Source organism: Microbacterium profundi, from assembly GCF_000763375.1.
In the GTDB taxonomy this organism is placed as follows: Bacteria; Actinomycetota; Actinomycetes; order Actinomycetales; family Microbacteriaceae; genus Microbacterium; species Microbacterium profundi.
Genome location: NZ_JPSY01000001.1, coordinates 579,308 through 605,598, shown reverse-complemented (window position 1 = coordinate 605,598; position 26,291 = coordinate 579,308). Strand labels below are relative to the sequence as shown.

Here is a 26,291-nt window from a genome sequence, read left to right as displayed (position 1 = left end):
ACGGCATCCGCCCGTCCTGACGGGTGCGCTAACTTCGGAGAATTGCAGTAACTTCGGAGGCCTTCGGCAGAAGTCGTCCGAGCCAAGCGCGATTCTCCGAAGAACGTGACCGTACGTCGCAGGAAGCGTCAGATACCGACGCCGAACAGCGCCTCGATAGGTCCACGTGCGAAGAACAGCACGAAGCCTGCGGCGACGATCCACATCAGCGGGTGGATCGTCTTGGCCCTACCGGAGAGCGCGTTCACGACGACCCAGCTGACGAAGCCCGCGCCGATGCCGTTGGCGATCGAGTACGTCATGGGCATGACGGTCGCGGTGAGGAACACCGGCAGCAGCACGCGGAAGTCGCCGAAGTCGATGTGCCTGATCTGCGTGAGCATCATCGCGCCGACCAGGACCAGGGCGGCCGCAGCGACAGCCCCTGGCACCAGGGAGGTGAGCGGGGTGAAGAACATGGCGAGCAGGAACAGCACGCCGGTGACGGAGGTCGCAAGTCCAGTGCGGGCGCCCTCGCCGATCCCGGAGCCGGACTCGACGAACACCGTCGCCGACGACGATGATGTCGCGCCACCGACGATCGCGCCGACGCCCTCGACGACCAGGGCCGACTTGATGCGCGGGAAGTCGCCCTTCGCATCCGCGAGATCGGCTTCCTTGGCGAGACCGGTCATGGTGCCCATGGCGTCGAAGAAGTTCGAGAACACGAGCGTGAACACGAACATCACTAGCGCGACGAAACTGACCTTGGTGAAGTCGAAACTGAAATCGACGGCACCGATCAGGCTCAGATCGGGCAGGCTCATGATGCCGCCGGCGAAGCCGAAATCGAGTCCGAACGGCCAGATCAGATTCACGATCGCGGCGAGCACGGTGCCGCCGACGAGAGCGATGAGGATCGCGCCCTTGAGGCGCACGGCGATCAGCACACCGCCGAGGAGAAGCGTGATCACGAACAGCAGGGTCGGCAGGCTCGCGACAGATCCTCCGACACCCAGATCGACCGGGGGAGAGGCGTTGCCCGTCGCGGTGACGAATCCCGCGTTCACGAAGCCGATGAAGGCGATGAACAAGCCGATGCCCACGGTGATGGCGAGCTTGAGCTGCACGGGCACCGCATCGAAGATCATCTTCCGAAGACCGGTGGCGGCGAGCAGCACGATGATCGCGCCGTTGATCATGACGAGTGCCATCGCCTCGGGCCACGTCACCGATCCGACCACCGAGAACGCCAGGAACGCGTTGATCCCCAGTCCCGCTGCGAAGGCGAACGGCAACCGGGTGATGATGCCGAACAGCAGCGTCATGACACCGGCGGTCAGCGCCGTGGCCGCCGCGACCGCACTGCCGTCGAGGACAGTGCCGTCGACATCAGGGGTCGAGAGGATGATCGGGTTGAGGATCACGATGTACGCCATCGTGACGAACGTCACGACGCCGCCGCGCACCTCGGTGCCGATGGTGGAGCCGCGTCTGCTGATCTCGAAGAAACGGTCGAGCGCGTTCTTCGGCTCAGCGTTCTTCGGGTCAGCGGTGTGCTCCGGGGCGGGCGAGGGGGCAGTTGTCATCGGGAACCTCCGTGGAGACGATATCGTGTCCGCGGCGCCGCGCGCGCCACCGTGGGGCAGTCAGGTTCTCGTCGTAGTCTCGTTGAGTCATGCAACGCCTCCTCGTCGCGCTCCTCGCCGCGGTCGATGCCGCCATCGCGGCCGCCGTCGGCCTCGCCGTGCTGCTCGCGCCACTCACCCTGCTGTGGACGCTCGCGTTCGGCGGGACAGCCGATTGGGGCGCGCTCTGGCCCGTTGCAGGAACACTCTGGCAGTTCGGCCACGGCGTGCCGCTCGACATCACGATTGCGGACGAGATGGTGGTCGTCGTCGGCATCTCACCGGATGCTGCGCGCTTCACGCTCTCGCTCACACCGCTGGCATTCCTGATCTTCACACTGCTCTTCGCCGCACGTTCCGGCACCAGGGCCGCACGCTCGGGAGCGTGGCTGCTCGGCGTCGTCGCCGGATCGCTGATCTTCGCGCTGATCGCGACCGGCGTGGCGCTGACCGCTCACACCGCCGGTGCTCAGTCGTCGTTCGCGCTCGGCATCGTTCTGCCTTCAGCCGTGTACGTCGTCGGCGCGCTGTGCGGCGCCGTGCGGTACGCCTGGCGCGAGGGCGACGGCGGACTCATCGACCGGCTGCACGACGTCGTGGATCGCTGGGGTGATTGGGGTGTGCTCCCCGCAGAGATCGCGCGCGGCACAGCAGCCGTGGTCGTCGCCCTCACCGGGGTCGCAGGCCTCGCCGTCGCTGTGGCCGTGATGCTGCGCGGGGGAGAGGTGGTCGCCCTCTTCGAAGCGGCGCGCGTCGATGCGACCGGGGTCACCGTGCTCACGCTCGGCCACCTCGCCTACCTGCCGACGTTGCTCGTGTGGGCCGTGGCCTGGCTGGCGGGACCCGGGATCGCGATGGGCGTCGGCACCGCCGTCTCGCCAGCAGGCACAGAGCTCGGCGTCGTCCCCGGCATCCCGATGCTCGGCCTGCTGCCCGAGGCCACCTCGATCTGGATGCTCATCGTCGTGCTCCTGCCGGTCGGCGCCGGTGCGTTCGCAGGGTGGATCGTGCGCTCCAGGCTCGTGTGGGAGGACGTCGCCCGCCCCTTCGCACCGCGTCTGGCGATCACCGTCGGCATCGCGCTGTGCAGCGCAGGCGTCGCCGCGGTCGCCGCGGTACTGGCATCCGGATCCATCGGACCAGGAAGACTGGCCGAGACTGGCCCGCATCCCGGATGGATGTCTCTCGCGATCGGCATCGAGGTGCTGGTCGGAGCATCGATCCTGCTGCTCGCTCCACGGCATCGCGACGAGCTCGCAGAAGAGCGCACCGATCGCTGGGTCGAAGAGATGGGCGCCTCGCCGACGACGGATGCCGGTGGGCTTCCCGCTCGCTCCGTCGCCGACTCCGGCGCGGACGGTGACCCGGATGCGAACGACACGGCGCCGCTGGACGACCACGGATTCTTCGGGGACGGCAGCACTCCCACGCACCGCTAGACTGGCCGGGTGCTCACGGTCGCCGTTCTCATCTCGGGCACCGGCTCGAATCTCCGCGCTCTGCTCGACGCCGCACGCCGCCCCGATTTCCCCGCGCGGATCGTCGTGGTCGGCGCCGATCGCGACGCCGAGGGGCTCGCGCACGCCGAGGAGTTCGGCATCCCGACCTTCACGGCCCCGTTCCGCGCATTCGCCGATCGCGACGCATGGGGCGAGGAGCTCGGCCGTCAGCTCGAGGCCTGGAACCCCGACCTCGTCGTGCTCAGCGGCCTCATGCGGTTGCTGCCGGCTTCGCTGGTCGCGCGCTACAGCCCACGGATCGTCAACACGCATCCCGCGTACCTGCCGGAGTTCCCCGGCGCGCACGGCGTACGAGACGCGCTCGCCGCCGGCGCGGTGCAGACCGGTGCCAGTGTCATCGTCGTCGACGACGGCATCGACAGCGGCCCGATCCTCGCCCAGGAGCGCATCCCGGTGCTCGAAGGCGACACCGAGCAGACCCTGCACGAGCGCATCAAGCCCGTGGAGCGGCGTCTGCTCATCGACGTCGTGCGGCGCATCGCCACGGGCGAGCTCGCCCTGACCCCCTGACAATTCCTCTGACCCGCATCCGAAGACCCGCATCCGAACGACACTCGCACGAAGGAGCTCCCATGGCCGGTCCGCGCCACGACTCGTCCCTCTATCGCGAACGCGACACCGTGCCGATCCGGCGCGCGCTCGTCTCTGTGAGCGACAAGACCGACCTCCTCGAGCTGGCGGCGGCGCTCGCCGAAGCCGGCGTCGAGATCGTCTCGACGGGATCAACCGCAGCGACGATCCGTCAGGCAGGTCACGAGGTCACCGACGTGGCTGCCGTCACCGGCGTCGCCGAAATGCTCGACGGCCGGGTGAAGACGCTGCACCCCCGTATCCACGGCGGTCTGCTCGCCGATCTGCGCCTCGACGACCACGCCCGCCAGCTCGCCGACCTCGACATCGACCCGTTCGAACTCGTCGTGGTGAACCTCTACCCCTTCGTCGAGGCCGTCGCAGCCGGGGCCTCCGGTGACGACGCCGTCGAGCAGATCGACATCGGCGGTCCAGCCATGGTGCGCGCTGCCGCGAAGAACCACGCCAACGTCGCGATCGTCGTCTCTCCCGAGTCCTACCCCGCGATCATCGAGGCCGTCGTCGCCGGTGGCACCACGCTCTCGCAGCGCCGCGAGCTCGCCGCTCGCGCGTTCGCGCACACCTCCACCTACGACACCGCCGTCGCCGCCTGGTTCGCGGAGGGCACGCTCAATGACGGCGGCGAGCTGCCGGAGCACCTGACGATCAAGGCGGAGCGCCTGTCGACGCTGCGCTACGGCGAGAACGCCCACCAGCGCGGCGCCATCTACACCCGCGTCGGCGGCCACGGCATCGCGCAGGCCGTGCAGCTGCAGGGCAAGGAGATGTCGTACAACAACTACGTCGACGCGGATGCCGCGCTGCGCGCAGCCTTCGACATGGTGCTGCCTGCGGTCGCCATCGTGAAGCACGCGAACCCGTGCGGCATTGCGACCACGGCACCGAACGCCCTCGACCCCATCGCCAGCGCGCATCTGCGGGCACACGAGTGCGACCCGGTGTCGGCATACGGCGGCGTGATCGCGACCAACGGCACCGTCACGCTGAAGATGGCCGAGAACCTCAAGGACATCTTCACCGAGGTCATCGTCGCGCCGTCGTTCGAGCCGGAGGCGCTGGCGGTCTTCAAGGCGAAGAAGAACCTGCGCGTGCTGCAGCTGCCTGACGACTGGCAGCAGGAGCAGATGGACGTGCGCCTCGTCTCAGGTGGCCTCCTCCTGCAGGACGCCGACCGCTTCCCCGACGAGATCGATGCCGTGGCGGACAACTGGCAGCTCATCACCGGCGAGCGCCCCGCGGACGAGGAGATGTCGGACCTCATCTTCGCGTGGAAGGCCTGCCGCGCCGTGAAGTCGAACGCGATCGTGCTCGCGCAGGGCAAGGCCACGGTCGGCATCGGCATGGGTCAGGTCAACCGTGTCGACTCGTGCCGCCTCGCGGTGGAGCGCGCCGGTGATCGCGTCAAGGGATCGGTCGCGGCATCCGATGCCTTCTTCCCGTTCGCCGACGGACCGCAGATCCTGATCGACGCGGGCGTGAAGACGATCATCCAGCCGGGTGGATCCGTGCGCGACGAAGAGGTCATCGCCGCGGCAGAGGCCGCGGGCGTGACGATGTTCTTCACGGGCGAGCGGCACTTCTTCCACTGAGGTCCGTTCCCGCGGGCGGCGCACTGTCGTGTCCGATTTCCGCCAGTCGATGTCGTTGGCGCGTGTCAGAGTAGAGGCATGAGCTCCCCGATCACCGACTTCGACGAACGGTACCGCGCGATCAGCGCGCGTGACATCCGTTTCGACGGGCAATTCGTGACAGCGGTCCGCTCGACCGGCATCTACTGCCGACCGAGCTGCCCCGCTCGCACCCCGAAGCCGCAGAACGTCACCTTCTACCCCACGAGCGCAGCCGCGCACGAGGCCGGATACCGGGCGTGCAAGCGCTGCCTTCCCGAAGCCGCCCCCGGCTCGTCCGCCTGGAATCTGCGTGGCGACATCGCGGCGAGGGCGATGCGGCTCATCGCCTCCGGGGTCGTCGAGCGCGAGGGCGTGCCCGGTCTCGCATCCAGGCTCGGATACTCGAGCAGGCACCTGACGCGGCTGCTCAGCGTCGAACTCGGCGCCGGCCCGCTCGCCCTCGCCAGGGCGCATCGTGCGCACAACGCGCGGATGCTGCTGGTCGGCACCGACATGCCGATCTCGGATGTCACGTTCTCCGCAGGCTTCGCCAGCATCCGCCAGTGCAACGACACGATCCGCGAGGTGTTCGGGCTCACGCCCGGCGAGCTCAGGGCGCGGCGCCGTGTTCCCCGGACAGGAGCCGGGACCGGTGAGGTCGGCGAAGAGGTTCCCGGTGCCATCGATCTCGTCCTTGCGTACCGTGCTCCGCTCGACGCCGAAGGCATCTTCTCGTGGATGGCCGCGCGCGCTCTGCCCGGGGTCGAGCTCGCGACCGCCACGTCGTTCGCCCGTCATCTGAGGATGCCCGGTGGAGCGGTGTGGTTCGAGGTGCGGCAGGAGCAGGACGAACGACTGCATCTGCGCGCCAGGGTCACGCGGCTCGGCGACCTCGCTCCGCTCGTCGCCACCGTGCGCAGGATATTCGACCTCGACGCCGACCCACTCGGTGTCGACGAGGCGCTCAGCGCGCATCCCGAGCTCGCCCCACTCGTCGCACGCATCCCCGGCATCCGCGTTCCAGGTTCCGCCGACCCGCACGAGATGCTCATCCGCGCGATGGTCGGCCAGCAGATCACCGTCGTCGCCGCGCGCACTGCGCTGACCGCGCTCGCCGAGGCGCTGGGGGAGAAGGTCGACGGCGGACACCTCTTCCCGACCATGTCGGCGATCGCCGAGCACGGCGCCGAGGTGCTGCGAGGACCTGCCGCTCGCATCAGGGCCATCACCGGTGCCGCGGCTGCTCTCGCCGATCGCTCGCTGACACTCACGGTCGGTGACGATCGCGTCGCGCAGCGGGCGGAACTTCTCGCCATGCCTGGGATCGGCCCGTGGACCGCCGATTATGTGCGGATGCGCGTGATCGGAGACCCTGACGTCTTCCTCCCCGGGGACGTCGCCGTGCGGGCCGGAGCAGCCGCCGCCGGTCTCACCGCCGATCCGAAGCCCCTGACCGCTTGGGCCGAGCGCACTGCGCCCTGGCGCAGTTATCTCACCGCACACCTGTGGCGCGCAGCTCCCGTGCGCGTGCCCAAGACGACCAAGACCATCAGTAAGGAGCTCTCATGACCGCTCTCATCCAGACCATCGACACCGCAGACGGCGCCTTCACCCTGCTCGTCGACAGCGAGCAGCGTGTGCTCGCCTCGGGGTGGACCGCCGACCACGACGCCATCATCACGCGGCTCGCCGAGCGCAGGCGCCCGGCGGACATCAGAGAGGGCGAGACGGATGCCGCGGCCGCCGTCCGCGCGTACTACGATGGCGACCTCACCGCCATCAACACCGTGCCCGTACGCCAGTTCGGCACCGGGATGCAGCAGGCCGGATGGGACGCGCTGCGCCGCATCGCGCCCGGCGAACCGCTGACCTACACGTCCTTCGCCGCCGGGCTCGGCAATCCGCAGGCGGTGCGTGCCGCGGCATCCATCTGCGCACGCAACGCGCCGGCGCTGTTCGTGCCGTGCCATCGCGTGCTGCGCACCGACGGATCGCTCGGCGGCTTCGCCTGGGGCCTGCCGGTGAAGGAGTCTCTGCTCGAGAGGGAAGCAGCGGCCTGACTCAGCGGCCTGACGCTGCGGCGCGCGGAAGTCGCCGAAGAGGGAATGACTCTTGCGCCCAGCTCGTTCACAGCAATAGGCTGGAGGGCTGTCGCACCGACCGGGCGACGATGCCGAGCCTGAGGAGGACACCATGATTTCGATCGCCGTCGCGCAGATCACCGTTCTTGGCTCGAACCCGGTGTACCGCGGATAGCTTTCCGCCCCGCATCACGACCTCCGGGCTCCAGGCCGCACGGCCGAGCCCGTCTCACACCTCTTCCGCATCGAAACTCGTCTGAGAGTCATGTCTTCCTCGTCATCGCAGAAACAGTCCTCTTCGCTGTCCGCTCCGGCCGCACTCTGGCGCCTCGCACCGTTCGTGAAACCCGTCGTCTGGCGATTCGTCGGCGGCGCCGCGAGCGCGCTCGGCGCGGCCGTCATCGCCCTGATGATCCCGCTCGTGCTCGAGCAGATCGTGCAGGGCCCGATCCGCACCGGTTCGATCGGCCTGATCGTCCTCGGAGCCGTCGTCGTGCTCGTGCTGGGCTTCGGTGAAGCGCTCATGGTGTGGCTTCGTCGCTGGTTCATCCTGAAACCTTCCACCGAGGTCGAGTACCGCATGCGCACGCAGCTCTACGCGCGTCTGCAGACCCTGCCGGTGGCGTTCCACGACCGTTGGCAGTCCGGCCAGCTGCTCAGCCGCATGATGCAGGACATCGGCCTCATCCGCCGGTGGCTGGCATTCGGGCTCATTCTGCTCGTCGTCAACCTGCTCACCATCATCATCGGAGCGGTGCTGCTGTTCCGATGGCACTGGCTGCTGGGCACCATCTTCATCGTCACCGCCATCCCGCTGTGGATCACCGGGTACCGCTTCGAGAAGCGCTACGGCCGTCTGGCACGTCAGAGCCAGGATCAGGCCGGCGACCTCGCCACCAGCGTCGAGGAGAGCGTGCACGGCATCCGCGTGCTCAAGGCCTTCGGCCGTGGAAAGCACGCGCTCACGCGTTTCAGCACGCAGGCCGAGTCGCTGCGCACCACCGAGCTCAGCAAGGCGCGCGCCGTGGGATCCATCTGGTTCTGGCTCGACCTCATGCCGCAGATCGCGTTCGGCCTCAGCCTGATGTCGGGCATCTGGCTGATCTCGCAGGGCGCGATCGAGCTGCCGGAGCTGTTCGCGTTCTTCGCGATGGCGACCGTGCTGCGCTGGCCCATCGAGTCGATCGGGTTCCTGTTCTCGTTCATGCTGGATGCGCGCACCGCATCCGATCGCGTGTTCGACATCTTCTCCGAGACGAACAGCATCACCGACCCGGAGCACCCGGTGCACATCGCCGAGCCCCGTGGCGAGCTCGCCTTCGAGGGTGCGCACTTCCGGTATCAGGATGCCGGCGCCTCCGAGCGGGACCTGCTCGACGGCATCGACCTGGTGCTGCGCCCCGGCGAGACGATGGCGCTCGTCGGCCTCACCGGCAGCGGCAAGACCACTCTCACCACGCTGCCCACGCGTCTGTACGACGTGACGGGCGGCCGCGTCACGCTCGACGGTGTCGATGTGCGCGACCTGACCCTCGTTGAACTTCGTCGTCACATCGCGATGGCGTTCGAGGACGCCACGCTGTTCTCGGCATCCGTCCGCGAGAACGTCCTGCTCGGCCGCGCCGAACTCGACATCCACAGCGAAGAGGGGGAGCGCGTGCTGCGCGAGGCCCTCGACGTCGCCCAGGCGAACTTCGTCGACGCGCTGCCCGACGGCGTGGAGACGGTGATCGGCGAGGAGGGGCTCAGCCTCTCCGGCGGACAGCGGCAGCGGCTCGCACTCGCACGCGCCGTCGCCGCCAACCCCCGGGTGCTCGTGCTGGACGACCCGCTCTCCGCACTGGACGTCGACACCGAGGCCCTCGTGGAGGAGGCACTGCGCCGCGTGCTCGCCGACACCACGGCCATGATCGTCGCGCACCGTCCGTCGACGGTCGCGCTCGCCGACCGGGTCGCGCTGCTCGAACGAGGCCGCATCACCGCGGTCGGCACGCACTCCGAGCTGCTGCGCACGAGCACGCACTACCGGCACGTGATCTCCAGCCTCGAGGCCGAGGAGGCCGCGCGCACCGGCGCGATCCCTGTGATCGCCAACCCTTCGACAGGCTCAAGGAGCGGAGCGGACCAAGCTGTGGACGGATCGATCGCTGAGCCTGTCGAAGCGTCGAGCATCGAGGAAGAGGAGGTGCAGGCGTGAGCGCGGCATTGACCGGAACCCAGGGCGAAGACCGCTCCAACTACACCCGCGAAGAGAGCAAGGCGATCCGCCAGCGCTCGCTGCGACTGCTCGGCTCTCTCGTCACGCCGCTGCGCGCCCAGATCGTGCTCGCGGCGATCGTGCTCGTGATCTCGACCGCGCTGCAGGTCGCAGGCCCGATCCTCATCGGTGTCGGCCTCGACTGGGCACTGCCCGCAGTGATCGACAACGCCGACTGGATGCCGACCTTCGGCATCGGTCTCATCTACCTGGTCGCCGGTGGTGCTGCAGCAGCGCTGATCGGCTGGTACGTCGTGATCGCCGCGCGCATCACGCAAGCGGTGCTGATCGATCTGCGCAAGCGGATCTTCCTGCACACGCAGCGGCTGAGCCTCGAGTTCCATGAGACGTACACGTCAGGGCGCATCATCTCGCGTCAGACGAGCGACCTCGACTCGATCCGCGAGCTGCTCGACGGCGGTCTCAACAACCTGGTCTCCGGCGTGCTTTTCGGCGCCTTCACCTTCATCGCGCTCGTGGTGTGGGACTGGCAGTCCGGCGTGATCCTGCTGATCGCCCTCATCCCGCTGTACCTGCTCATGCGCTGGTTCTACTCGCGTTCGCAGGTCATCTTCCGCGAATCGCGAGTCATCAGTGCCAGGGTCATCGTGCAGTTCGTGGAGACCATGACCGGCATCCGCGCCGTCAAGGCGTTCCGCAAGGAGCCGCGCAATGACGGAACCTTCCAGAAGGTCGCCGGCGACTACCGCGACGTGAACCGTCGTTCGATGCTGCTGTTCGGCACGTTCGAGCCTGGCCTGATGACCGTGGCGGCCTTCACACTCGGCATCGTCGTGCTCTGGGGCGGCATCCGCGTCTCGACCGGGGCGCTGACCGTCGGCGTGCTGCTGTCTGCCGTGCTGTACGTGCGGAACTTCTTCGCTCCGATGCAGGAGATCGCGATGTTCCTGAACTCGTACCAGTCCGCGACGGCGGCACTGGAGAAGGTCTCCGGCGTGCTGGACGAGGTGCCGACGGTTCCGGACCCCGAGAAGCCGGTGGACCTCTGGGAATCGCGCGGACACGTGAACTTCGATGAGGTCACATTCGGGTACACGGGGGAGAAGACGATCCTTCCGAACTTCTCACTCGACATCCCCGCGGGGCAGACGATCGCTCTGGTGGGCACCACCGGCGCGGGCAAGTCGACGCTCGCGAAGCTCATCTCGCGCTTCTACGACCCCTCGCTCGGACGCGTCACGCTCGACGGGGTGGATCTGCGGTCGCTGCATCCGAAGGATCTTCGTCGCGCGATCGTCATGGTCACGCAGGAGGCATACCTGTTCAGCGGGACGGTTGCGGACAACATCGCCCTCGGAAAGCCGGATGCCACGATGGACGAGATCCGCTCGGCTGCGCGCGCCGTCGGGGCTGACGAGTTCATCTCCGCGCTGCCGGACGGCTACGCGAGCGATGTGAACAAGCGCGGCGGGCGGGTGTCGGCAGGACAGCGCCAGCTGATCTCGTTCGCTAGGGCCTTCCTCGCCGACCCTGCGGTGCTGATCCTCGACGAGGCCACGGCATCGCTCGACATCCCGTCGGAGCGGCTGATCCAGGACGCGCTGCAGACGCTGCTCGCCGACCGTACGGCCATCATCATCGCGCACCGCCTGTCGACGGTCGCGATCGCCGACCGCGTGCTGGTGATGGAGCACGGGCAGATCATCGAGGACGACACTCCTGAGACGCTGATCAGCGGCACGGGCAAGTTCGCCCAGCTGCACGCGGCGTGGCAGGAGACCCTGGTCTAGCACGCCGCAACTCTCGCGGCCACGCGCAACTCTGGCGGCCACACGCAACTCTGGCGGCCACACGCAACTCTGGCGGCCACGCGCAACTCTGGCGGCCACGCGCAACTCTGGCGGCCACGTCTTCTGATCGTGGCCGCCAGAGTTGACTTGATCCGCCAGAGTTGCGGGAGTCAGGCGCGGCGTGCCTGCGCAGCCGGGCTCAGGTGCAGGCCTCGAGCCACGGCGGCGGCGTCCGTCCGTTCCACATACGCCCAGTCGTGGACCACCTGTGCGTATGTGAAGCGCAGCACGGTGTATCCACGCAGTCGCAACTGGGCATCGTGGGACACGTCACGTGTGCGATCGGCAGACGATGAATGGAATGCGAACCCATCGAGCTGAACAACGAGGTGCGTGCCGATGAGTACGTCGACCTTGTGCCCGGCGAGCATGACCTGTTGTCTGATGGGCACGCCCCACGGGCTCAAACGTACGACGAAGATCGTCTCTAAGCCGGAGTCAGACATCCCGCGGATCATGTTCGCGCAATCGCGTGATGCCGTATCGGGCCAACGCACGGCGCGCACCGACTCGAGGTCGAGATGCTCGACCTTGACCGCGGACTCCCAGACAGACAGGGCGTCTTCGCGCGAGAGGCACTGGGCGATGTGCGCCAATGCATCTTCGACGGATGCTTGCAACACACGGTCTCCGCGGTCGACAAGCGGCCTGGCCCAATGGAACGTGACATCTTTGCGCAGCCGGTGCGCATTCGGCCCGACTTGCAGGTGATGCTGGTCGTCCGTGCCGTCTGAGCTGTCGGGGATCCACCACTTGCGGCGGCGCGCGAGTGACAAGCAGGTCAGACGTCCGGCCGCGGCTGCTGCCATCAACAGGTCCGCGGGTGCACTGTCCAGAGCGATCCAGGTGCTGCGGATGCGACGCACGCGCCCCGCACGGATCGCCGAACGGACATGACTCGGCGAGAAGCCGCGTGCCGTGGCATCCGCTCGGTGGGCGATACCGTCGCGGGTGGAGAGCCATTTGACCAGGTCCATGCGAACAGAATGTCCCGTTGGGACGGGACCAGTGAGTCACGAAGACGTGAATGGTGGACAACTGCCGCGAGACGGGGCTTGTGGAGGGTCGGACAACCGCGCAACTCTGGCGGCCACGCGCAACTCTGGCGGCCACATCTTCGGATCGTGGCCGCCAGAGTTGAGCCGGGCCGCTGAAGTTGATGCGCGGGGGCCGGTGCGGTGGCAAGCTGACTAGCATGAAGGAGTGGACCCCCTCATCCTGGCAGCCGAATGGTGGTGGATCGCGCCGGCCGCTGTCGGTGCGGGCGCTGTCACGACCTTCGGGCTTCGGCGACGCGGCATCGTGAGCGGTCGCAGGCTTGCCTACGACGCGGCGCGTCAGGACCTGAAAGAGGCACAGAGCGATGTCAGCGAGCGCCGCGGAGCTCTGAAGATCGCCAGGGCCGAGCACGCTCGAGTCGTCGCCGAGCGTACCGCCTCGCGCGCCACAACAGCCGATGTCGCCAGTGCCCGCCGTGCGCTCAAGCAGGCGGAGCAGAACGCGAAGTCGGCCGTGGCCGATATGCGCGCTCGCCGCGTGCGCGTCAATGTCACTCGCGCTGAGATCCCGTCGTCTTCGCAGAAGGAGCGCTACCCACTGGTACGTCTTCACCGCGCCCACGACGCCATCACCGCACGATGGATGGCCTATGAGACCGACCCGGCCAGACTCATCGCGTATCCGGCGATGAGCGACGGCAAAGAACCTGCGACGTCAGCCTTCCTCAGCGCATCGCGTCACGCGCTCGACCTGCGCCCGGCACCGGGCGCGCCCGTGACCACGGCGGAGTTCGCGGAGTATCGGGATGCCGTGGCCCAGCTCGAGCGTGCTTTCGACGTCGCAGAGCATACGGCGAAGGCCCGCGCCGCTGGGCGAAACCCCAATGAGGCGCCGGTCTGGCAGGACACCGCACAGCAGGTGTTCACGCGGTCGGCCGACATGCTCGACAAGGCGGCAGGTGCGGCAGCATCCGCGTTCGCAGCCTGGAATGCGCGCAGCAAGCCGAACGCGGATGCCGAGCCCGAGCATTCCGCAGCCGAGGAACCGAAGCCCAAGCCCTCGAAGATCTGGCCGGTGCCGCGCCGCGACTCCTGACGGTCACGCCGGAAGCGCGCGGGTGCGCACCAACTCCTGATACCAGTGCCCCGAGTCCTTGACCGTGCGCTCGAGTGAGTCGAAGTCGACGCGGACGATCCCGAACCGCTTGGCGTAGCCGTAGCCCCACTCGAAGTTGTCCAGCAGCGACCACACGAAGTAGCCGCGCAGGTCGATTCCGCGCTCGATCGCGCGGTGCGCGGCCGTGAAGTGGCGGCGCAGGTAATCGGTGCGCTCCGGGTCCGGCACCGAGCCGTCTTCGGCGACTTCGTCCTCGAACGCGGCGCCGTTCTCGGTCACCATCAGCGGCTGGTCGGGGAACTGCTCCGACAGGGAGACGAGCAGTTCCTCGAGGCCCTCCGGCGCGATGTTCCAGCCCATGGCCGTGTACGGCCCCGGCTGCTGTACGAACTCGACGGCCTGGTCGCTGCCGGGCCACGCGGTGCCGGCGGACGTGCCCTTGTGGCCGTCGTTCTGCTGCTTCTCGGACACGCCGTCCCACAGGCGCACGGTCGCGGTCGAGTAGTAGTTCACGCCGAGCACGTCGATCGGCTGGTTGATCGTCTCGAGGTCGCCGTCCTGAACGAATGCCCAGTCGGTCACCTCCGCAGTGTCCGCGAGCAGGTCGGCGGGGTATTCACCGCGCAGCATCGGATGCGTGAACGCGCGGTTCGCGAGAGCGTCGATGCGGCGCATCGCCTCAGCCGCGCCGTCGCCCTGCCCGCGCAGCACGTGGAAGTTCAGCGTGACGGAGTAGTCGGGGTCGCCGGTCGACGTCGCGCGCAGCGCCTGCACCGCGCGACCGTGCGCGAGATTCAGATGATGCACGGCCGAGAGCGCAGACGCGGGCTCGGTACGGCCGGGAGCATGCCCGCCCTGACCGTAGCCGAGGTAGGCCGAGCACCACGGCTCGTTCAGGGTCGTCCAGGTGTGCACGCGGTCGCCGAGCGAGGTACCCATGATCTCGGCGTAGCGTTCGAAGGCATCGGTGGTGGCGCGGGATGTCCAGCCGCCGCCATCTTCCAGATACTGCGGCAGATCCCAGTGGTACAGGGTCGCGACGGGGCGGATGCCGCGCTCAAGCAGCCCGTCGACCAGACGCGAGTAGAAGTCGATGCCGGCCTGGTTCACGCCGCCGTCGGCGGTCGGCTGGATCCGCGGCCATGCGATCGAGAAGCGGTACGCCTCGAGCCCGAGCTGCTTCATGAGGTCGAGGTCCTCATCGACGCGGTGGTAGTGATCGCAGGCTATGTCGCCGGTATCACCGTTCCAGACCTTGCCCGGCGTCTTGGCGAACGTGTCCCAGATGGACGGCGTGCGGCCGTCCTCGGCCGCGGCACCCTCGATCTGGTACGAAGCCGTGGCCGAGCCGAAGGTGAAGCCTTCGGGGAAGACGAGTCCTGAGTCGCGGTAGTCGGGCGAACCGATGGCGGTCATTCGGTGGTCTCCTCAAGATCGGCGGTGTAGTCGCGGCTGACACCATCGGGCGCGGTGACGGTGATCGAGCGCGTGCCCGAGCCGCCGCCGAACACGCGCAGGGTCAATCCGTCATGGTAGTCGTAGTCCGGACGGTCCTGACGGGAACCCCACGGCAGAACGGTGCCAGGGCGCACGTACAACGGCAATGACATGTAGTCGTGCGTCTCACGCAGCCAGCGACCGCCCACGACCACCTCGCCGTTCAGCAGCGAGGTCCACTCGCCATCGGGCAGATAGAACTCGACCTCGCCCGATTCGGTGAACACCGGCGCGACGAGCAGATCGGGGCCGAGCATGTACTGCCGGTCCAGGTGCGCGACGGCAGGGTCGCCGGGGAACTCCAACTGCATGGGTCGCATGATCGGTGCTCCGGTGCGCGTCGCATCCAGCCCCACCTGGTACAGGTACGGCATCAGGCGCATCTTGAGACGGGTGAAGAAGCGGGTGACGTCGACCGCCTCGTCATCGAACGCCCACGGCACTCGGTAGGAGGAAGAGCCATGGAAACGGGAATGCGAGCCGAGCAGCCCGAATGCCGTCCAGCGCTTGAACACACCGGCATCCGGCATGCCCTCGAAACCGCCGATGTCGTGGCTCCAGAACGCGAATCCGCTGAGCGCGAGCGACAGACCGCCGCGCAGGGTCTCGGCCATCGATGCGAACGTCGACGTCGAGTCACCGCCCCAGTGCACAGGCATGCTCTGACCGCCGGCCGTCGCCGAACGTGCGAACAGCACGGCCTCTCCTTCGCCGCGCACCTCGGTGAGCACGTCGTGCACCGCCCGGTTGTACAGCTGCGCGTACAGGTTGTGCATGCGTGCGGGGTCGGAGCCGTCGGCCCAGACCACGTCGGTCGGGATGCGCTCGCCGAAGTCGGTCTTGAAGCAGTCCACGCCCTGGTCGATGAGACCGCGCAGCTTCGACTGGTACCAGGCGACAGCATCCGGATCGGTGAAGTCGACCAGGCCCATGCCCGCCTGCCACAGATCCCACTGCCAGATGGATCCGTCCGCGCGCTTCACGAGATACCCGGCATCGCCCGCCTCGCGGAACAGGGGAGAGCGCTGCGCGATGTAAGGGTTGATCCAGACGGAGACGCGCAGATCCTTCTCATGGAGCCGCTCGAGCATGCCCGTCGGGTCCGGGAAGACGCGGGTGTCCCATTCGAAGTCGCACCAGTTGAACTCGCGCATCCAGAAGCAGTCGAAGTGGAACACCGACACCGGAAGCTCACGCGCTGACATCTCGTCGATGAACGAGTTGACCGTCTGCTCGTCGTAGTCGGTCGTGAAGCTCGTCGACAACCAGAGGCCGTACGACCAGGCCGGGACGACCGGCGGACGTCCGGTCAGCGCGGTGTAGCGACCGAGCACCTCCTTCGGCGTGGGGCCGGCGATGACGAAGTACTCGAGCACCTCGCCCGGCACCGAGAACTGCACACGCTCGACCGCCTCGGAGCCGATCTCGTACGAGACATGGCCCGGATCGTTCACGAGCACGCCGTAGCCGCGGTTGGAGAGGTGGAACGGCACGCTCTTGTACGCCTGTTCGCTCGATGTGCCGCCGTCGGCATTCCAGATCTCCACGGTCTGCCCGTTCTTGACCAACGGACCGAAACGCTCGCCGAGGCCGTAGATGAGCTCGCCGACGCCGAGGTCGAGCTGCTCGTGCACGAAGGTCGACGCGGTGAGCGCGGGCGCGCCGCTGCGGGCGTTGCCGACGATGCCGTGGTCGACCTGCGCGTCGGGGGACAGGCGCAGATAGCCCTGTGCCTTGTTGCCGCTGCCGGTGACGCGCCTGCCGTCGACCTCGAACGACAGGTTCCACGGTGCGCCGGGGGCGATCCTGGCGGTGATCGCGCCGCTGGTGAGCGCACCGCCGTCGTCCGACACTGATGCCTCGCCCGCCGCGGTCGCGCCGGGGAGCGTGAACCCGCCGTGCCAGTGTCCGCCCTCGTGGTGCGCGATGCGCACGCGGATCACGCCTTCGGCGGGGGAGGAGAGGGTCGTCGTGAGGACCGGCCGGTTGAGCACATCGCCGCGCTTGGCGATGACCATGGTCGGCGCGGTCACGACGATGCCGGATCCGTCGGGGGTGTCGTCGGTGGTGGCGATGTCGTAGGCCTCCTGCGCGTGAAGCGCAGTGACTCCTGGTCGGAGCTGCCAGAACCCGTCGGTGAACTTCATTACTTGACTGCTCCTGCCGTGATGCCGCGTGTCAGCGTGCGCTGGAAGATGAGGAAGAAGATGAGCGTGGGGATGATTCCGAGAAGGGCCGACGCGCTCGTCGTCGTGACATCCATCAGCCGGTCGCCCTGCAGCACGCTGATCGCGACCGGAACGGTCTGGTTCGCGTTCGACGCGAGGAACGTGAGCGGGATGAGGAACTCGTTCCACGTCCAGATGAAGAAGAAGATGAGCAGCACCGACAACGTCGGGCGGCTGATCGGGAAGACGACCCTCCACAGGATCTGCCATCGGCCGGCACCGTCGAGGGAAGCGGCCTCGAGGATCTCCTTCGGGAAGGTTCCGTACACGGACGACAACAGATAGGTCCCGAACGCGGCCTGGATGACCGTGAACACGATGATCACCGACCACACGTTGTCGTACAGGCCGACCGACTTGAACATGTAGTACAGCGGGTAGAGCAGCGCCTCCTGCGGAAGGAGGTTTGCGAGCAGGAACAGCAGCACGATCCAGGATCGGCCCCGGACGCGTCCGATGCCGATCGCGAACGCGTTCAGCATCGAGATGACGACGGCGAGTACCGAGACGATCCCGGCGATGAAGATCGAGTTCCAGACCTTCTCCGGGAAGTTGACGCGCTCCCAGAACTTGATGATCCCCCCGAGATCGATTGACTCGGGGAGGGCGAGCGGTCCGGAAGTCGCATAGTCGACGGGTGACTTGAACGAGTTCACCAGCACGAGGTAGAACGGCGCGATGACCAGAAGGGCGCCGATGACGACGAGCGCGAGCAGGAGCCAGTCGACGGGGCGTTTCTTGGTCATGCCGCCGCGCGGTCGGGTCTTGGCGGGCTTTCCGGTGACGATGGCAGTGGTGGCGTGCATCACAGTCCCGCCCTTTCCTTGCGCTCGAGGGAGTTCTGGACGCGGATGAAGATGATCGAGACGATGACCACGACGATCGTGAGCACAGTGGCGATCGTCGCGCCGTAGCCGACGTTGCGCTTCGTGAAGAACTCCTGGTACGCGTAGTACGCGGGCACGAGGGTCGAACCTGCCGGACCGCCGCGCGTGATGATGTAGACAGGACCGAAGACCTTGAGAGCTGCAATCGTGCATGTCAGCGTCACGACGAATATCTCGGGTCGGATGATGCTCATGGTGATGGCGGAGAAGCGCTGCAGCCAGTTCGCGCCATCGAGCTCCGCAGCCTCGTACAGTTCGGGATCGACGCGCTGCAGTGCCGCCATGAACACGACGACGGGGTAGCCCAGCTGCACCCAGACCATGACGACCATGAGCACGATCAGTGCCGATGGCATCTGACCGAGCCAGTCGTACGCGGGTGCGCCGAACCATCCGAGGATCTGGTTGAGCGCGCCGTCGTCGCCCGGCCGGACGATCCAACCGATCACGATGCCGGCGACGGCGATCGGCAGGATCTGCGGCAGATAGTAGGTCGCGCGCAGAAAGCTGCCGACCTTGCCGCCGAACTTGCGTCCGACGACGTCGAACAGCAGAGCCGCGACGATCAGTCCGACGATTGTCGGCACGACGACCATGGCCAGGATCATCCACACGGAGTTGATGAACGACGTCCAGAAGTCGCCGTCGGTGAGGATCTTCTGCCAGTTCTCGAGCCCGATGAACTCCGGTGCGCGCACGCCCTTCCACTTCGTGAAGGTGAGGTACACGTTCCATACGAGCGGAATGATGACGATGACCAGCAGCAGCGCGAAACCGGGGAGCAGGTATATCCAGTACGCGCCGGTTCCGCCGCTGCGCTGCGGAATCGACGGCTGTTCGGGCGGCAGCTTGGTGCGGCCCCGTCGTGTGTCAAGTGACATGTTCAACTCCAGAAGGGTGCGGTGGCGGCCGCAGCGCGGCCGCCACCGTGGGTGATCAACGGAACTCTGCGGTGCCTTCGTCGTACTGCTCGCCCAGGTTCGCGTTGGTCGTCTTGACGTCCTGTGCGCCGGTGATCAGACCCTGCAGCTCCTGCACGAGCACGTCGTAGAAGCCGGGAGCGGGCCAGTCGGGGTAGAACGAGAGCCCGTCGGCGTCAAGGATGCCGTTGAAGGTCTCGATCAGTTCGGCGCTCTTCGCATCGGTGATGTCAGCAGCGTCGACCGCGACCGGCAGGCCGCCGTTGTTGCCGATGATGGCCTGGATCTCCGGGCGCATGGTGATGTCGATGAACTCGTACGCGAGCTCCTTGTTCGCAGCGTTCTCCGGCACGACCCAGAGGTTGCCCGATGAGCCGAGCGACAGGTCGGCGCCCGGGAACGCGGTCAGGGTCCAGTCGAATCCGGTGGCCTCGGCGACGAAGCGGCCGAACCACCAGGAGCCGGACACGAAGATCGGCGCGGAGCCGTTGATGAAGGAGACTCCGGCGTCTTCGGCCTTGACTGACGAGACGTCGGAGGCGATGTAACCCTTGTCGACGTACTCCTTGAGCGTTTCGGTGGCCGACGTGACCTCTGGGCCCTCCCAATCGACCGGGTTCTCATAGAGCTGATAGTCGTCGACGAAGCCGCGGTCGCCCTCCAGGAGGGCGAGCTGGTACCAGAGCTGGCCCAGCGGGTACTCAGCACCGGCTTCGGCGAGTGGGGTGATGCCCTTCGCAACGAACGCTTCGAGCACGTCGACGAACTCCTCGTAGGTGGTGGGGATCTCGAGTCCCGCAGCTGCGAACGCGTCCTTGTTGTAGTAGACGCCGACGAACTCGCCGTAGTTCGGGATGCCATACCAGTTGTCGCCGCCCATGACGCCGTCTTCGCTGTACTTGGCGGTCGTCTGCAGAGATGGGGCGAGCTTTTCATCCCATCCGTACTCGGCCACGGCATCGGAGATGTCGGTGATCAGGCCGGTGGATGCGAGGAACCCCGCCGTGGCATTGCCCTTGTTGAACTCCATCAGGTCGGGTGCCGCATCGGTGTCGAGCACCTGACTGGCCGTCTTCTGGATCTGCTCGAACGACTTCTCCTCGAACTCGACCTTCGCGCCGGTCTCCTCCTCGAAGGTCTTGATGGCCTGTGCCCAGGCGATTCCCATCGCGCTGTCTGCACCCTCGTAGTGCCAGAGCTTGAGGGTGTCGCCGTCGCCACCTCCGTCGGTGGATCCGGATGTGCAACCGCTCAGGGCGAGCCCCGCGACGGTCAGAGCCGCCAGTACGGCGATCGACTTCTTTCCTCGGATGATGCGTGCCATCGTCGGCACTCCTTTCTCGGTGGCCATGGGGCCGGACACTTCGGTGGGTCGGATTTTCAGTTGTGCGATTCAGATCATCGAAGCGTTTCGACTTCGGAGATGTGGACAGGTGGCGGGCGGGCTGGGTCAGTCAGCGGTGGGAGCGGGGCGCTCGGCGCGGACGTCTGAGCTGTCGAGAGGCGACGAGGCGACAGATCCGAACGGGAGGTACTCGGGCGGCAGGAGGTGGATCTCGGGGACGAGCCGTTCGCCGTCGAGCTGACGGACCGCGAGATCGACGGCGAGCTCGCACGAGCGCTGCGGCACGAGCGGAATCGTGTCGAGTTTCACCGCCAGCGCAGTCGTGTCGAACGAGGCCGCAGCCGAGATCACCGAGACGTCCGTGCCGACAGCCAGCCCGCGCTCAGCGAGCACCGAGAGCAGCACTTCATGAGTGTCGTCGACGGCATGGACGATGAACGCACGGTGGCCGCGATCGAGCGCATTCTCGACCGCCGAGTGCACGACTGCGGTATCGGTGGCGATCTCGCCCGTGGTGACCCAGTCGAGATCGATGCCGCGCTCGGCTGCGCGATCCTGGGCTGCGTGCAGAAGGCGGCGCGGGAAGTTGGATCTGCGGTACGAGACCTCGGTCTGTCCGAGAAGCATCATGCGGTTGTATCCGGCGTCGGCGAGGCGGTCGACGGCGAGGTCGCCGACGGCGGCGAAGTCCATGTCGACGCACATGAGCTGATTGTGGTCCTCCGGCACGCCGATGAAGACGGTCGGGGTGGAAACCGCTCTGGCGATGGCGACGCGCTCGTCGTCGGGTGCGACATCCAGCACGAGGATGGCGTCGACGAGCCTGCTCGCGGCGACCCGGTTCATGCCTTCAGAGGCCTGCTCGTCCGTCAGTAGGAGGATGTCGTATCCGCGTCGACGGGCTGCGATCGCCGTCGCGAGCACGAATGCCATGTGGGTCGGCGCATGCGTGTCGGCGCGCAGCGGCTCGGTGAGCGCGAAGATGTGGGTGCGACGGCCAGCGAGCATGCGTGCGCCGGCGTCGGGCTGATACCCGAGCGCGGTCACGGCGTCCTCTATGCGCTGCCGCGTCTTCTCGGACACGGGCCGCTTGCCGCTCAGTGCGTACGACACGGTGCTGATCGACACGCCCGCGGCTTTCGCCACTTCGTGGATCGTCGTCATGCGTACTCCGTCGTGTTCCGCTGAGAAATGGATTAGTCGAAGCGCTTCGATGATGCTTCTTCAGCGATGATAGACAACGATGACGGTCGGCGCAAGGGTTTTGTGGTTCCACCCAACAAATGGATGCCGGACGCGTGTTGTGGCGCTGTCACGGTGCGTCGGCCTCAAGGCGACGAGACCTCGGTGGGGGAGGGGATCCGAGGCCCCGCCGCCGTTTCAGGAAGTCAGACGGATCTCCGCTATCACTTCGGAGTACTCCGTCTCGCCCACCGGAGTGAAGCCGACGCGCTGGAAGAATGCCTCTGGTCCGTTGTCGCCGGCCTCGTAGATCACGTTGACGTGCCCCATGCCGCGCCGGCGGGCCTCATCGAGCAGGCTCTCGACGGCGAAGCGGCCGACGCCGCGACCCTGGTCATCGGCGTCGACGTTGATGCGCCACAGCACCGAGCGGAAGTGCTCCTCCTCGGCCTCGGGATCGAAGCTGGCGCTCACGAACCCGACGACCTCGTTGCGATCGAGGATCACACGCTGCCACGACGTCTGAGGATTTATCACGGTCGCCGCGATGCCGTAAGAGACCGGAGCAAGGTACTGCTCCTGCCCTGGCTTGAGCGACAGGTTGTTCACGGCGACGATCGTCGCAGCGGAGAGTTCGACCACGCGCAGTTCCGTCATACGCCCAGGGTAACCTCTCCGGGCGTCGCGTGCGCCGAAAGATGGCTGCGAACGCCGAGCGACCACTCAGGTATCTTGGTATCGAGACAGTTTTGACTCGTGAACGGAGAAACTCCCGGTGACCGACGACGCCATCATCTACACCTACACGGACGAGGCACCGGCTCTGGCCACCGCATCGTTCCTCCCGATCGTCCAGGCCTATGCGGGCAAGGCGGGGGTCGAGATCGAAACCCGTGACATCTCGCTGGCAGGACGCATCCTCGCGGCATTCCCGCAGCAGCTCAGCGCCGATCAAGAGGTCTCCGACGCACTCGCCGAGCTCGGCGGTCTCGCGACCCTGCCAGAGGCGAACATCATCAAGCTGCCGAACATCTCGGCATCCATCCCGCAGCTCAAGGCCGCCATCGCCGAACTGCAGGGCCAGGGCTACGACATCCCCAGCTTCCCCGACGAGCCCTCCTCGCTCGAGGAGAAGGACGTCCGCGCGCGCTACGACCGCATCAAGGGCTCGGCAGTGAACCCCGTGCTGCGCGAGGGCAACAGCGATCGCCGTGCTCCCCTCGCCGTCAAGAACTACGCCAAGAAGCACCCGCACACGAACAAGCCGTTCGCCGAAGGTTCGAAGACCCGCGTCGCGACGATGACCGCCGATGACTTCAAGCACAACGAGAAGTCGTGGGTCGCCGCGCACGATGACGTCCTCACCATCCGTCACACCGCCGAAGACGGCACGGTCACGGTACTCAAGGACAACCTCAAGGTGCTGCCGCGCGAGATCATCGACGCGACGTTCCTCTCGGCATCCGCTCTCGACGCCTTCCTCGCGGAGACGTTCGAGGCGGCCAAGACCGACGACGTGCTGTACTCGGTGCACCTCAAGGCCACGATGATGAAGGTCTCCGACCCGATCATCTTCGGTCACGTCGTCAAGACCTTCTTCACCGACGTCTTCGCCCGCTTCGGCGACAAGCTCGCCGCGGCAGGTCTCAGCCCCAACGACGGTCTGGGCTCGATCCTGACCGGCCTGTCGGCAATCGAGGGCGGCAAGGAGATCGCCGACGAGTTCGCCGGCGCCCTCGAGAACGGGCCGCGCCTGTCGTACACGAACTCCGACAAGGGCATCACCAACCTGCACGTACCGTCGGACGTGATCGTCGATGCCTCGATGCCCGCGCTCGTGCGCAACGGCGGAAAGCTCTGGGGCGTCGACGGTGGCGAGGACGACACTCTCGCCGTGATCCCGGACTCCTCCTACGCCAGTGTGTACCAGGCTGTGATCGACGACGTGATCGCGAACGGTCCGCTCAACCCCGCCACCATCGGCACAGTGCCGAACGTCGGCCTGATGGCCCAGGCCGCCGAGGAGTACGGCAGCCACGACAAGACGTTCGAGATCGCGGCCCCCGGCCTCGTCGAGGTCGTGGACGGCGGGGGCGTCGTGCTCATCGAGCACACCGTCGGTGCCGGCGACATCTGGCGTGCGACGCAGACCAAGCACATCCCCGTGATCGACTGGGTGCGTCTGGCCGTATCGCGCGCCCAGGCGACCGGGGACCCTGCCGTGTTCTGGCTCGATGTGAACCGTGCGCACGACGCGCAGCTGATCGCGAAGGTGCACCAGGCCCTTGCGACGCTCGACACCAAGGGAGCGCAGATCTCGATCCTCGCCCCGGAGGAGGCGACTCGCTACACGCTCGCCCGCATGCGCCATGGCCTCGACACCATCTCGGTGTCCGGCAACGTGCTGCGCGACTACCTGACCGATCTGTTCCCGATCCTCGAGGTGGGTACTTCGGCGAAGATGCTGAGCATCGTTCCGCTGCTCGCCGGCGGCGGACTGTTCGAGACCGGTGCAGGCGGATCAGCCCCGAAGCACGTGCAGCAGCTCGTCGAAGAGAACTACCTGCGGTGGGACTCGCTGGGCGAGTTCTTCGCGCTGGCGGCTTCGCTCGAGCACTTCGCCGATCGAAACAGCAATGAGAAGGCGCGCGTGCTCGCCGAGACACTGGATGCTGCGACGGGAACCTTCCTCGAAGAGGACCGCTCTCCCGGACGCAAGCTCGGCACGATCGACAACCGCGGCAGCCACTTCTATCTGGGCCTGTACTGGGCGCAGGAGCTCGCCGCGCAGACCAAGGATGCGGACCTCGCCGCGGCGTTCGTCCCGATCGCCGCAGACCTCGCAGCCAAGGAGCAGGAGATCGTCTCCGAGCTCAACGGCGCTCAGGGCACGGCGGTCGACATCGGCGGCTACTACCGCCCCGACGTCGAGAAGGTCACGAAGGTGATGCGCCCGTCGCAGACCCTGAACGGGATCATCGACGCGTTCTGACACAGAACGAAAGAGCGGGCGGATGCTACGGCATCCGCCCGCTCTTCGTCTCAGCGATGCTGAGCCCGAAGCCTCAGTAGTGCACGTAGACGTTGACGCCCTCGGGCGTCCAGTTGTACAGCCACTGCGCAGCGTCGATGGGCATGCCCACGCAGCCGTGACTCATCGGCGTGCCCCAGTTGCTGTGCCAGTAGACACCGTGCAGCGCCTCGTCACCGTTGAAGTACATGACCCACGGCACGTCCGGCTGGAAGTAGTTGGGCGCCTCCGTGAGGTCGGGGTTGCCCATGTCCTGACTGGACGTCTTCCAGCCGATCTGGAACGAGCCGGTGTTCGTGGCGTTCTCTCCGGCGCCGGAGGAGACAAGCCAGGAGTCGACCACGACGCTGTTCTCGATCGCGGAGACGGTCTGGGTGGCGAGGTTGATGTCGATCTCTCGCGCGAGCGTAGTGCTCGCGAAGGGCACCTCGCTGACCTCGAGCGGCTGGACGGCATCGCCCGCCTCGAGCTTCTCGGCGAAGTCGGATGCCAACGTGCTGGTGTCGCCGAGCGTGCGTCCGGTGACGCCGGCAGTCAGCTCTCGGAGGACGTCGCCGCCGGCGTTGGTGATCGACTCGGCATCCACAGCTGCGCGGTTGACGGCGGCGGGCAGTGCGTCCACGGTCGCCTGGATCGCGGTCTCATCGGCGACGATGCTCAGCTCGCCATCCTGATCGACGGCCTCGAGCCAGGTCGCGGCGACGGCAGGATCGATCGGTACGGTGCGCTCCGCGCCGACGTAGAAGCCGATCGTCGCGAGCATCGTGTTGAGCTTTTCCGCCACGGCGGCGGCTTCGTCGTCGCCGACCGGGGCGGGGGCCTCGGCCGGGTCGCCCGAGTAGGTCAGCGAGTCTTCGCCGTCGGCGAGGGCTGCGGTGATCGCGCTGGTCAGTCCGTCAAGATCGACTCCGGTGCCCGCGACGGCGGGCGTCGTCAGGTACGAAGCGCTCGTCGCATCGAACGCGACGCCGGCGTCGATGGCGTCCTCGTAGCTGGCGGGGAGGAGCTCTCGCAATGAGTCATGCGCGAGATCAGGGTCGAGGGTGATGGTTCCGGCGATCGGCTCCGGCATCCAGGAGGTGACATTCCACATCGGGTGCGACGCGAACGCCTCGTCTGCAAGAGCACGCGCATCGATCGTCGCACCCAGGTCGGCACCGGTCACGACCTGATCGGCGCCGGCGCCGGCGAGCGTGATCTCGGTGTTCGCAAGGTGCGCGGTGACGACGTCTGCCGCTGCTCCGGGAGTCAGACCCCCGACGGGAACCCCGGCGATCGAGGTGCCGGGTGCGATGAGGATCGTGGATGCCGCGGCAGCGCCCAGAGCGAGCACGCCGACGGCGACGCCGACCCAGAGCCCGACGTGGCGCTTCTTGGGAGTGGGCTCGCGCGGAGCCCACTGCGGTGCCGTTTCGCCAGCGGATGGCGGGATGACAGCGGTCTGCGCAGTGTTCGCGTCAGGTGCCTCGATGAGACCAGCCACCTACTCACCCCCCGTGATTTCAGTGTGACCTTCTCACGTATCATACCGGGCGCCAGATAACGGCAAGGCAACGGTTGCAAGTCCCTGCGAACGCCGAACGCCCCGCGACCGAAAAGTGTCCGATCT

19 protein-coding genes are annotated in these 26,291 nt (G+C 67.0%); 9 read left to right on the top strand and 10 right to left on the bottom strand.

What is annotated here, in order from left to right:
- Positions 1–128: 128 nt before the first annotated feature.
- Positions 129–1,568 carry an NCS2 family permease gene (locus JF52_RS0102820; protein ID WP_033104952.1) on the bottom strand — a complete coding sequence of 480 codons (1,440 nt, stop codon included), beginning with the start codon at positions 1,566–1,568 and terminating at the stop codon, positions 129–131.
- A gap of 89 nt (positions 1,569–1,657) precedes the next feature.
- Here JF52_RS0102820 and JF52_RS0102815 point away from each other — a divergent pair, with 89 nt between their 5' ends.
- The 7 genes from JF52_RS0102815 (at position 1,658) to JF52_RS0102785 (ending at position 11,417) form a co-directional block, all read left to right on the top strand.
- Positions 1,658–3,046, top strand: coding sequence for a cell division protein PerM (locus tag JF52_RS0102815; RefSeq protein WP_052166703.1), 1,389 nt, complete (start codon positions 1,658–1,660; stop codon positions 3,044–3,046).
- A gap of 9 nt (positions 3,047–3,055) precedes the next feature.
- Complete coding sequence (gene purN / locus JF52_RS0102810; RefSeq protein WP_033104951.1) at positions 3,056–3,637, top strand: phosphoribosylglycinamide formyltransferase; 582 nt, start codon at positions 3,056–3,058, stop codon at positions 3,635–3,637.
- Between the two features lie 62 nt (positions 3,638–3,699).
- A complete protein-coding gene (gene purH, locus JF52_RS0102805) occupies positions 3,700–5,307 on the top strand; it encodes a bifunctional phosphoribosylaminoimidazolecarboxamide formyltransferase/IMP cyclohydrolase (RefSeq protein WP_033104950.1) in 1,608 nt (535 codons plus the stop codon).
- 78 nt (positions 5,308–5,385) lie between these two features.
- Positions 5,386–6,897, top strand: a complete 1,512-nt coding sequence (locus JF52_RS0102800; RefSeq protein ID WP_033104949.1) for a DNA-3-methyladenine glycosylase 2 family protein — start codon at positions 5,386–5,388, stop codon at positions 6,895–6,897.
- Positions 6,894–7,388, top strand: a complete 495-nt coding sequence (locus tag JF52_RS0102795) for a methylated-DNA--[protein]-cysteine S-methyltransferase (RefSeq protein WP_033104948.1) — start codon at positions 6,894–6,896, stop codon at positions 7,386–7,388. Before JF52_RS0102800 ends, JF52_RS0102795 begins: the two co-directional genes overlap by 4 nt.
- Before the next feature lie 286 nt (positions 7,389–7,674).
- The gene (locus tag JF52_RS0102790; RefSeq protein WP_033104947.1) at positions 7,675–9,606 is read left to right on the top strand and encodes an ABC transporter ATP-binding protein; all 1,932 of its coding nucleotides are present in this window, start codon (positions 7,675–7,677) and stop codon (positions 9,604–9,606) included.
- Complete coding sequence (locus tag JF52_RS0102785; protein WP_033104946.1) at positions 9,603–11,417, top strand: ABC transporter ATP-binding protein; 1,815 nt, start codon at positions 9,603–9,605, stop codon at positions 11,415–11,417. Before JF52_RS0102790 ends, JF52_RS0102785 begins: the two co-directional genes overlap by 4 nt.
- Before the next feature lie 170 nt (positions 11,418–11,587).
- On the opposite strand, the gene JF52_RS0102780 is transcribed toward JF52_RS0102785, so the two are convergent.
- A complete protein-coding gene (locus tag JF52_RS0102780) occupies positions 11,588–12,454 on the bottom strand; it encodes an endonuclease domain-containing protein (protein WP_033104945.1) in 867 nt (288 codons plus the stop codon).
- 226 nt (positions 12,455–12,680) lie between these two features.
- Here JF52_RS0102780 and JF52_RS0102775 point away from each other — a divergent pair, with 226 nt between their 5' ends.
- Positions 12,681–13,571, top strand: coding sequence for an efflux RND transporter periplasmic adaptor subunit (locus tag JF52_RS0102775; protein ID WP_052166702.1), 891 nt, complete (start codon positions 12,681–12,683; stop codon positions 13,569–13,571).
- Between the two features lie 3 nt (positions 13,572–13,574).
- Here the strand turns inward: JF52_RS0102775 and JF52_RS0102770 are convergent, their stop codons facing one another.
- The 7 genes from JF52_RS0102770 to JF52_RS0102740 all read right to left on the bottom strand — a co-directional run bounded on the left by JF52_RS0102770 (position 13,575) and on the right by JF52_RS0102740 (position 22,308).
- Positions 13,575–15,008, bottom strand: a complete 1,434-nt coding sequence (locus JF52_RS0102770) for a GH1 family beta-glucosidase (protein ID WP_033104944.1) — start codon at positions 15,006–15,008, stop codon at positions 13,575–13,577.
- Positions 15,005–17,236: an alpha-xylosidase gene (gene yicI / locus JF52_RS0102765; protein ID WP_033104943.1), complete on the bottom strand. Its 2,232-nt coding sequence runs from the start codon at positions 17,234–17,236 to the stop codon at positions 15,005–15,007. The genes JF52_RS0102770 and yicI overlap by 4 nt, the downstream gene beginning before the upstream one ends.
- Complete coding sequence (locus JF52_RS0102760; protein ID WP_084595501.1) at positions 17,236–18,123, bottom strand: carbohydrate ABC transporter permease; 888 nt, start codon at positions 18,121–18,123, stop codon at positions 17,236–17,238. Before JF52_RS0102760 ends, yicI begins: the two co-directional genes overlap by 1 nt.
- Positions 18,123–19,085 carry a carbohydrate ABC transporter permease gene (locus JF52_RS0102755; protein ID WP_033104942.1) on the bottom strand — a complete coding sequence of 321 codons (963 nt, stop codon included), beginning with the start codon at positions 19,083–19,085 and terminating at the stop codon, positions 18,123–18,125. The genes JF52_RS0102760 and JF52_RS0102755 overlap by 1 nt, the downstream gene beginning before the upstream one ends.
- Before the next feature lie 55 nt (positions 19,086–19,140).
- Positions 19,141–20,448, bottom strand: coding sequence for an ABC transporter substrate-binding protein (locus tag JF52_RS0102750; RefSeq protein WP_033106228.1), 1,308 nt, complete (start codon positions 20,446–20,448; stop codon positions 19,141–19,143).
- Positions 20,449–20,574: 126 nt separating this feature from the next.
- Positions 20,575–21,633, bottom strand: a complete 1,059-nt coding sequence (locus JF52_RS0102745; protein WP_052166701.1) for a LacI family DNA-binding transcriptional regulator — start codon at positions 21,631–21,633, stop codon at positions 20,575–20,577.
- A gap of 216 nt (positions 21,634–21,849) precedes the next feature.
- A complete protein-coding gene (locus tag JF52_RS0102740; protein ID WP_033104941.1) occupies positions 21,850–22,308 on the bottom strand; it encodes a GNAT family N-acetyltransferase in 459 nt (152 codons plus the stop codon).
- Between the two features lie 118 nt (positions 22,309–22,426).
- Between JF52_RS0102740 and JF52_RS0102735 the strand changes: the two genes are divergently transcribed.
- Positions 22,427–24,643, top strand: a complete 2,217-nt coding sequence (locus JF52_RS0102735; protein ID WP_033104940.1) for an NADP-dependent isocitrate dehydrogenase — start codon at positions 22,427–22,429, stop codon at positions 24,641–24,643.
- A 73-nt stretch (positions 24,644–24,716) separates the two neighbouring features.
- Here JF52_RS0102735 and JF52_RS0102730 read toward each other — a convergent pair whose 3' ends face one another.
- The gene (locus JF52_RS0102730) at positions 24,717–26,165 is read right to left on the bottom strand and encodes a L,D-transpeptidase (protein WP_052166700.1); all 1,449 of its coding nucleotides are present in this window, start codon (positions 26,163–26,165) and stop codon (positions 24,717–24,719) included.
- Positions 26,166–26,291: the final 126 nt, after the last annotated feature.

What these genes read in the sequence shown, in the direction of transcription:
- JF52_RS0102820 (WP_033104952.1), bottom strand. Translation starts at nt 1,568, where the DNA reads ATGACAACTGCCCCCTCGCCCGCCCCGGAGCACACCGCTGACCCGAAG.
- JF52_RS0102815 (WP_052166703.1), top strand. Translation starts at nt 1,658, where the DNA reads ATGCAACGCCTCCTCGTCGCGCTCCTCGCCGCGGTCGATGCCGCCATC.
- purH (WP_033104950.1), top strand. Translation starts at nt 3,700, where the DNA reads ATGGCCGGTCCGCGCCACGACTCGTCCCTCTATCGCGAACGCGACACC.
- JF52_RS0102800 (WP_033104949.1), top strand. Translation starts at nt 5,386, where the DNA reads ATGAGCTCCCCGATCACCGACTTCGACGAACGGTACCGCGCGATCAGC.
- JF52_RS0102795 (WP_033104948.1), top strand. Translation starts at nt 6,894, where the DNA reads ATGACCGCTCTCATCCAGACCATCGACACCGCAGACGGCGCCTTCACC.
- JF52_RS0102790 (WP_033104947.1), top strand. Translation starts at nt 7,675, where the DNA reads ATGTCTTCCTCGTCATCGCAGAAACAGTCCTCTTCGCTGTCCGCTCCG.
- JF52_RS0102780 (WP_033104945.1), bottom strand. Translation starts at nt 12,454, where the DNA reads ATGGACCTGGTCAAATGGCTCTCCACCCGCGACGGTATCGCCCACCGA.
- JF52_RS0102770 (WP_033104944.1), bottom strand. Translation starts at nt 15,008, where the DNA reads ATGACCGCCATCGGTTCGCCCGACTACCGCGACTCAGGACTCGTCTTC.
- yicI (WP_033104943.1), bottom strand. Translation starts at nt 17,236, where the DNA reads ATGAAGTTCACCGACGGGTTCTGGCAGCTCCGACCAGGAGTCACTGCG.
- JF52_RS0102760 (WP_084595501.1), bottom strand. Translation starts at nt 18,123, where the DNA reads ATGCACGCCACCACTGCCATCGTCACCGGAAAGCCCGCCAAGACCCGA.
- JF52_RS0102755 (WP_033104942.1), bottom strand. Translation starts at nt 19,085, where the DNA reads ATGTCACTTGACACACGACGGGGCCGCACCAAGCTGCCGCCCGAACAG.
- JF52_RS0102750 (WP_033106228.1), bottom strand. Translation starts at nt 20,448, where the DNA reads ATGGCACGCATCATCCGAGGAAAGAAGTCGATCGCCGTACTGGCGGCT.
- JF52_RS0102745 (WP_052166701.1), bottom strand. Translation starts at nt 21,633, where the DNA reads ATGACGACGATCCACGAAGTGGCGAAAGCCGCGGGCGTGTCGATCAGC.
- JF52_RS0102740 (WP_033104941.1), bottom strand. Translation starts at nt 22,308, where the DNA reads ATGACGGAACTGCGCGTGGTCGAACTCTCCGCTGCGACGATCGTCGCC.